At 36.6% G+C, this 5,848-nt stretch carries 7 protein-coding genes; all 7 read right to left on the bottom strand.

Annotated features, from left to right (window positions below; translation table 11 throughout):
- Positions 1 to 447, bottom strand: a 447-nt coding sequence (gene udk, locus ACGHIN_RS16210; RefSeq protein WP_390455905.1) for a uridine kinase, incomplete at its 3' end; no start/stop codon positions are given.
- 97 nt (positions 448 to 544) lie between these two features.
- Entirely contained in the window at positions 545 to 850 is a 306-nt protein-coding gene (locus tag ACGHIN_RS16205) for an ATP-dependent Clp protease adaptor ClpS (RefSeq protein WP_390455902.1), read from the bottom strand.
- Positions 851 to 861: 11 nt separating this feature from the next.
- Positions 862 to 2,220 carry a hemolysin family protein gene (locus ACGHIN_RS16200; RefSeq protein ID WP_390455899.1) on the bottom strand — a complete coding sequence of 453 codons (1,359 nt, stop codon included), beginning with the start codon at positions 2,218 to 2,220 and terminating at the stop codon, positions 862 to 864.
- A gap of 105 nt (positions 2,221 to 2,325) precedes the next feature.
- Positions 2,326 to 3,186, bottom strand: a complete 861-nt coding sequence (atpG, locus tag ACGHIN_RS16195; protein ID WP_390455896.1) for an ATP synthase F1 subunit gamma — start codon at positions 3,184 to 3,186, stop codon at positions 2,326 to 2,328.
- An 86-nt stretch (positions 3,187 to 3,272) separates the two neighbouring features.
- Complete coding sequence (gene atpA / locus ACGHIN_RS16190) at positions 3,273 to 4,850, bottom strand: F0F1 ATP synthase subunit alpha (RefSeq protein WP_390455893.1); 1,578 nt, start codon at positions 4,848 to 4,850, stop codon at positions 3,273 to 3,275.
- A gap of 18 nt (positions 4,851 to 4,868) precedes the next feature.
- Positions 4,869 to 5,408: an ATP synthase F1 subunit delta gene (gene atpH, locus ACGHIN_RS16185; protein ID WP_390455890.1), complete on the bottom strand. Its 540-nt coding sequence runs from the start codon at positions 5,406 to 5,408 to the stop codon at positions 4,869 to 4,871.
- Positions 5,409 to 5,410: 2 nt separating this feature from the next.
- Positions 5,411 to 5,848, bottom strand: a 438-nt coding sequence (gene atpF, locus ACGHIN_RS16180) for a F0F1 ATP synthase subunit B (protein ID WP_390455887.1), incomplete at its 5' end; no start/stop codon positions are given.

Genomic DNA, 5,848 nt, shown 5'->3' with positions numbered 1-5,848 from the left:
ATCCCTTCCTCTTTCCTGGGTGTCTCTTCTGATCCTTCTGATCAGCCTCTCGTCGGAATCTGCATGAACAAAAACTTTCAGGTCAAATTCTTTCAATAATTCCTTATTCGTAAGTACCAGAATTCCTTCTACTACCAATACATTTTTAGGTTCTACAGTTACGTGGTCTCCGGTTCTGGAATGGGTTACAAAACTGTAAATCGGCTGTTCAATGGATTCATTGTTTTTCAGCGCTCTTACGTGTTTGATTAATAAGTCAAAATCGATGGATTTAGGATGGTCATAGTTTAAAGCTTCCCGCTCCGTTAATGTAAGATTCTGATTATCATGATAATAATTATCCTGTGAAAGGATATTCATTCCTTCAATATCAAGTTGCTGAAGTATTTTATCAACAACCGTAGTTTTGCCGGATCCTGTACCTCCTGCAATTCCTATTACAAGCATTCTTATTTGTTTCTTATAGTTTGGTACAAATATACTATTTTAGTTGAATGCAAATAAATTAATGAATACAAAAAACGTCGGCAAAATTGCCGACGTTTTATACGATTTCGCTTGTTAGTTCCCTTGAAAGCAGTTTTTCATGCATAGGCTTTAACACATCCATAGAGCCTGTTTTTACCGTGCATTTGCCTTTGTAATGTACTAAAATGGTGCATTGTTCAGCCTGCTCCAATGTATGCTTGCAAATTTCTATCAGGGAATCAATAACATAATCAAATGTGTGAACGTCATCATTATGCAGAATCAGTTTGTATACTTCATCCGTATCATCCAACACCAGCACTTCTTCTTCATACTGACGTTTGGGGTTTTCATAATCTTTTATGCTATTATAAAAAAACATTGCTTTGATATTTAAACTTCTCCTATTTTATCGGCCAGATCATTAACGATATTGGGTTCTTCGTATACCAATTCCACCAGCTCAACACTTTTATTATTCATTTTCAGAATTTTGAAGTGATAATTTTCAAGATCGAACTCTTGGTTTTCTTCCGGTATATCTTCCAATTCATGCAGAATGAAACCTGCTAAAGTATTGTATTCGCTTTCTTCGGAAAGCGGTAATTTCTTAGGCAAAAATTCATTGATTTCATCCAACGGTTGTGTTGCCTGTACCCAATAGGTATTTTCAGCAATTTTATCTACCAGCTTATCTTCATCATCCTCTTCATCCTGAATCTCACCTACCAGTTCTTCAAGAATATCTTCTAAGGTAATAATTCCTTCCGTTCCACCAAATTCATCAATTACAATAGCCAGGTGCTGTTTCTTCTGCTGGAATATCTTTAATAAATCCGATATTTTTTTGCTTCCTACAACAAAGAACGATTCACGCATTAAATCTTTCAGATCAACATGGTTGAGTTCACCTTTTCTCTTGATAAACTCTCTTATAATCTCTTTGGTATAGAAAACACCAATAATATTATCAATGGAGTTATGATACACAGGAATTCTGGAATATCCGCTTTCCATAATTTTATCAATAATGGCATTGATATCTTCTTCAATGTCGATAGAAGTAATATTCTGACGGGGAACCATGATCTGTTTTGCGGAATGGTCCGTAAAATCAAATGCATTCTTAATGATCTCATAGTTCTCTTCTTCAATCTCTCCGCTATCTGCACTTTGCTTTACCAAAAGCTGCAGCTCTTCAGTAGAATGAATTTCCTGTTCAGACGCCGGATGGATTTTTACTAATCTCAAAAAGGCATTAGACATGGAATTCATCAACCAGATAAATGGTTTAAAGATAGTATAGAAAACTCTCAAAGGAACGGCAGTGGCCATTGTGGTAGCTTCCGATTTTCTGATGGCAATGGATTTAGGAATAAGCTCTCCAAAAACAATATGCATAATTGTAATCAGAATGAAACTTATAATTAAGGAAACAGAGGTAATGGAAGCTTCGCTTAAATCTAAATTTACATAATGGAAAATATTACCAACAATATGATGTAGTGCGCTTTCTCCTACCCAACCTAAGGCAAGGGAAGCTAATGTGATACCTAATTGTGTGGCAGAAAGATATTCATCCAGATGTTTGATGATGTGCTCTGCCTGTTTTGCCATAGAGTTACCTTCTGCGGCTTTTAATTGGATTTGTGAATAACGAACTTTAACAATTGAAAATTCTGCGGCTACGAAAAAGCCATTGAGTAATACAAGAAATAAGGCTAGCAAAAGCCTGACTATGTCCGAGTCCATTTAAAAATTATATAAAATTTATGATACAAAGATATACAAAATAAAAATAACAAAAAAAGCACCGACAGATCGATGCTTTATAATATTTTGTTAAAATATTTTTTATTAATTCTTCAAGGCTTCTGCTCCTGAAACAATCTCCAAAATCTCGTTGGTAATAGCTGCCTGTCTTGCTTTGTTGTAGAAGATTACTAAATCGTTCTTCAAAGCCTGAGCGTTATCCGTTGCTTTATGCATGGCTGTCATTCTCGCTCCGTGTTCAGATGCCACTGAATCTAAAATAGCTTTGAAAACCTGGGTTTTAATGGATTTTGGAATTAAGTTATCCAAGATCTCATTTCTGTTTGGTTCAAAAATATAATCCGTTTCTACTTGAGACTCTGTATTTTCAGGCATTGAAATCGGAAGAAGCTTTTCTGTATTTACTTCCTGAGTGGCTGCATTAACGAATTTATTATAAATTAAATACACTTCATCAAATTTACCTTCTCTGAAGCTGCTCATTACTCCCTCAGTAACGTTAGAAACCACATCAAAGTTCAGGTTATCATAAACAGCACTTGAATTTCCATACACGGTACGGTTTCTTCTTACGGCATCATATACTTTTTTACCAATGGTAAGAACTTCTACCTCATACTGAGAATTGTTCTGAAACTGGTTATTAAGCTCTTTTACGATAGAAGAGTTAAAAGCCCCAGCCAAACCTCTGTTGGAAGTAATTGCAATGAAAAGTACTCTTTTCACTGCTCTTTTTTGAGCATAAATAGAAACCTGATCAGGATCTGAACTAGAATTTACATTCTGGATAAGCTCCTGCAATTTTTCGGAATAAGGTCTTAACATTACGATCGCATCTTGTGCCTTCTTTAGTTTCGCAGCGGAAACCATTTTCATAGCACTTGTAATTTGCATCGTAGATGAAATTGAACTGATTCTTCCTCGTATTTCTTTTAAGTTTGCCATATTTGGGTTAGTTGTTGGTTGTCGGTTGTTGGTTGCTAGTTTTAGAAAATTCTGTCAACTATCAACCAAAAACCATCAACTAATTTTTAGTTATATTTAGAAGCTAAATCGTTAGCCGCCTGCTTAAGAACACCAGTGATGTTATCATCGATTTTCCCAGCTTTGATAGCCGCCATTGTTTCAGGGTGCTTAGATCTTAGGAATTCTACGTATTCTTTTTGGAATTCTTTTACTTTATTGATCGGAACATTTCTTAATAAGTTCTCTGTTCCAGCATAGATCATAGCCACTTGGCTGTCTACCGGAAGCGGAGAGTTTACCGGCTGCTTAAGAATTTCCACGTTTCTTTCTCCTTTAGAGATTACCGCTAAAGTAGCAGCATCAAGGTCAGAACCGAATTTAGCGAATGCCTCCAATTCTTTATATTGAGCCTGGTCAAGCTTTAATGTACCAGAAACTTTTTTCATGGATTTGATCTGAGCGTTACCTCCTACCCTTGATACGGAGATACCCACGTTGATCGCAGGACGAACCCCAGAGTTGAACAGATCAGACTCCAAGAAGATCTGCCCGTCTGTAATTGAAATTACGTTAGTTGGGATATACGCAGAAACGTCACCTGCCTGAGTTTCGATAATTGGAAGTGCCGTTAATGATCCTCCTCCTTTCACGATTGGCTTTAAAGACTCTGGTAAGTCATTCATTTGTCTGGCAATTTCATCATCAGCGATTACTTTTGCAGCTCTTTCCAATAATCTTGAGTGAAGATAGAAAACGTCTCCAGGATAAGCCTCACGTCCCGGTGGTCTTCTCAATAGAAGAGAAAGCTCACGGTAAGCAACCGCTTGTTTAGATAAATCATCATAAACGATTAACGCCGGTCTACCAGTATCTCTGAAGTACTCACCAATTGCAGCCCCTGCCATTGCAGAATATACCTGCATTGGAACCGGGTCTGAAGCGTTTGCCGCAACAATTACAGTATATGCTAAAGCTCCTTTATCAGAAAGGGTTTTAACGATCTGAGCTACGGTAGAAGCTTTCTGCCCGATTGCTACATATATACAATATACAGGTTGTCCTGCATCGTAAAATTCTTTTTGATTGATGATCGTATCAATAGCAACAGTGGTTTTACCTGTTTGTCTGTCACCAATGATAAGCTCTCTTTGCCCTCTTCCTACAGGAATCATCGAGTCAATCGCAACGATACCAGATTGTAATGGCTCGTTTACCGGTTGTCTATAGATAACCCCAGGAGCTTTTCTTTCCAGTGGCATTTCGTATAAATCCCCAGTAATAGGACCTTTTCCATCGATAGGGTTACCAAGAGTGTCTACTACTCTTCCTAACATTCCTTCTCCTACTTTGATAGAAGAGATTCTGTTTGTTCTTCTTACTGTGTCTCCTTCTTTTACCAATTTACTTTCACCAAGTAGAGCAACCCCCACGTTGTCTTCTTCAAGGTTAAGTACAATACCTTCTACATCACTAGAAAATTTCACCAACTCTCCGTATTGTACGTTTTCTAACCCGTATACACGAGCAATACCATCACCGATGGTTAAAACTGTACCTACTTCCTCAACGTTAGATTGAGTATCGAAGTTGGCCAATTGCTGTTTTAAGATCGCAGATACTTCTGCCGGATTTATTTCTGCCATTGTATGGTTGTTTTTTTCTTAATTTAATTGAAAATCTTTTTTAACTTGATTAAGTTTGGTTTTTACAGATGCATCTACCTGCTGGTCCCCAACTCTCAAAATATATCCTCCAAGGATTTCAGGCTTAATGTTCACTTTCAAATCAAAATTTGAGCTCACATTCACCATATTTGAAGATCTTAAAATCTCTTCAATGTTTGCATTGGAAAGCTGAGTGGCTGTTGTAAGCACTACTCTTTGTACTCCATTGATATCTTCTACTTTATTGATGTATTCCTGAGCAATATTTTTAAGCTGGCTCTCACGCCCCTGCTTGATTACCAGTCTGATCAGATTTTGAGAAGAAAGAGATAAACCTTTGAAAATTTCGTTTGCTACTTCTATTTTCTTTTTAGTGTCAATATAAGGTGTCATGAAAAATTTGTTCAGATCTTTCGATTCAGACATAACTTTTACAACATCTTTCATTTCAGAAAATACAGTAGCTGTTTGTCCTGATTCATTTGTAAAATCAAGCAAACCTTGTGCATATCTTTTAGCTACTTTAGATGTAAGCATTCTTAGTTAAGGTTAGTTTTGTTTAAATAATTCTCAATTAACTCGTTTTGAGCCTCGTTATTATCTAGTTTTTGCTTCAAGATAGATTCAGCAATATTTACAGATAATGCACCGATTTGAGTTTTGATGTCTGACATGGCTGCATTTTTTTCAGCCTGAATTGTTTGTTTAGCAGCTTCAATCATTTTGTCTCCTTCAACTTTAGCAACATCTTTAGCTTCACCTACAATTCTGTCTTTGATTTCTCTTGCTTCTTTAAGGATAGCATCTCTTTCAACTTTAGCTTCACGAATAATTCTTTCGTTATCAGCTTTCAGCTCTTCCATTTCTTTTTTAGCCAATTTAGCCTGATTTAATGCATCAACAATAGAAGCTTCTCTCTCATTTACTGCATTAACGATTGGTTTCCAAGCGAATTTTGCCAAAAGAAACAACAGGAT

This window comes from Chryseobacterium barbadense (assembly GCF_042849955.1).
Lineage (GTDB): Bacteria > Bacteroidota > Bacteroidia > Flavobacteriales > Weeksellaceae > Chryseobacterium.
The sequence above is the reverse complement of the archived record's forward strand: the minus strand, read 5'-3'. Positions and strand labels throughout refer to the sequence as shown.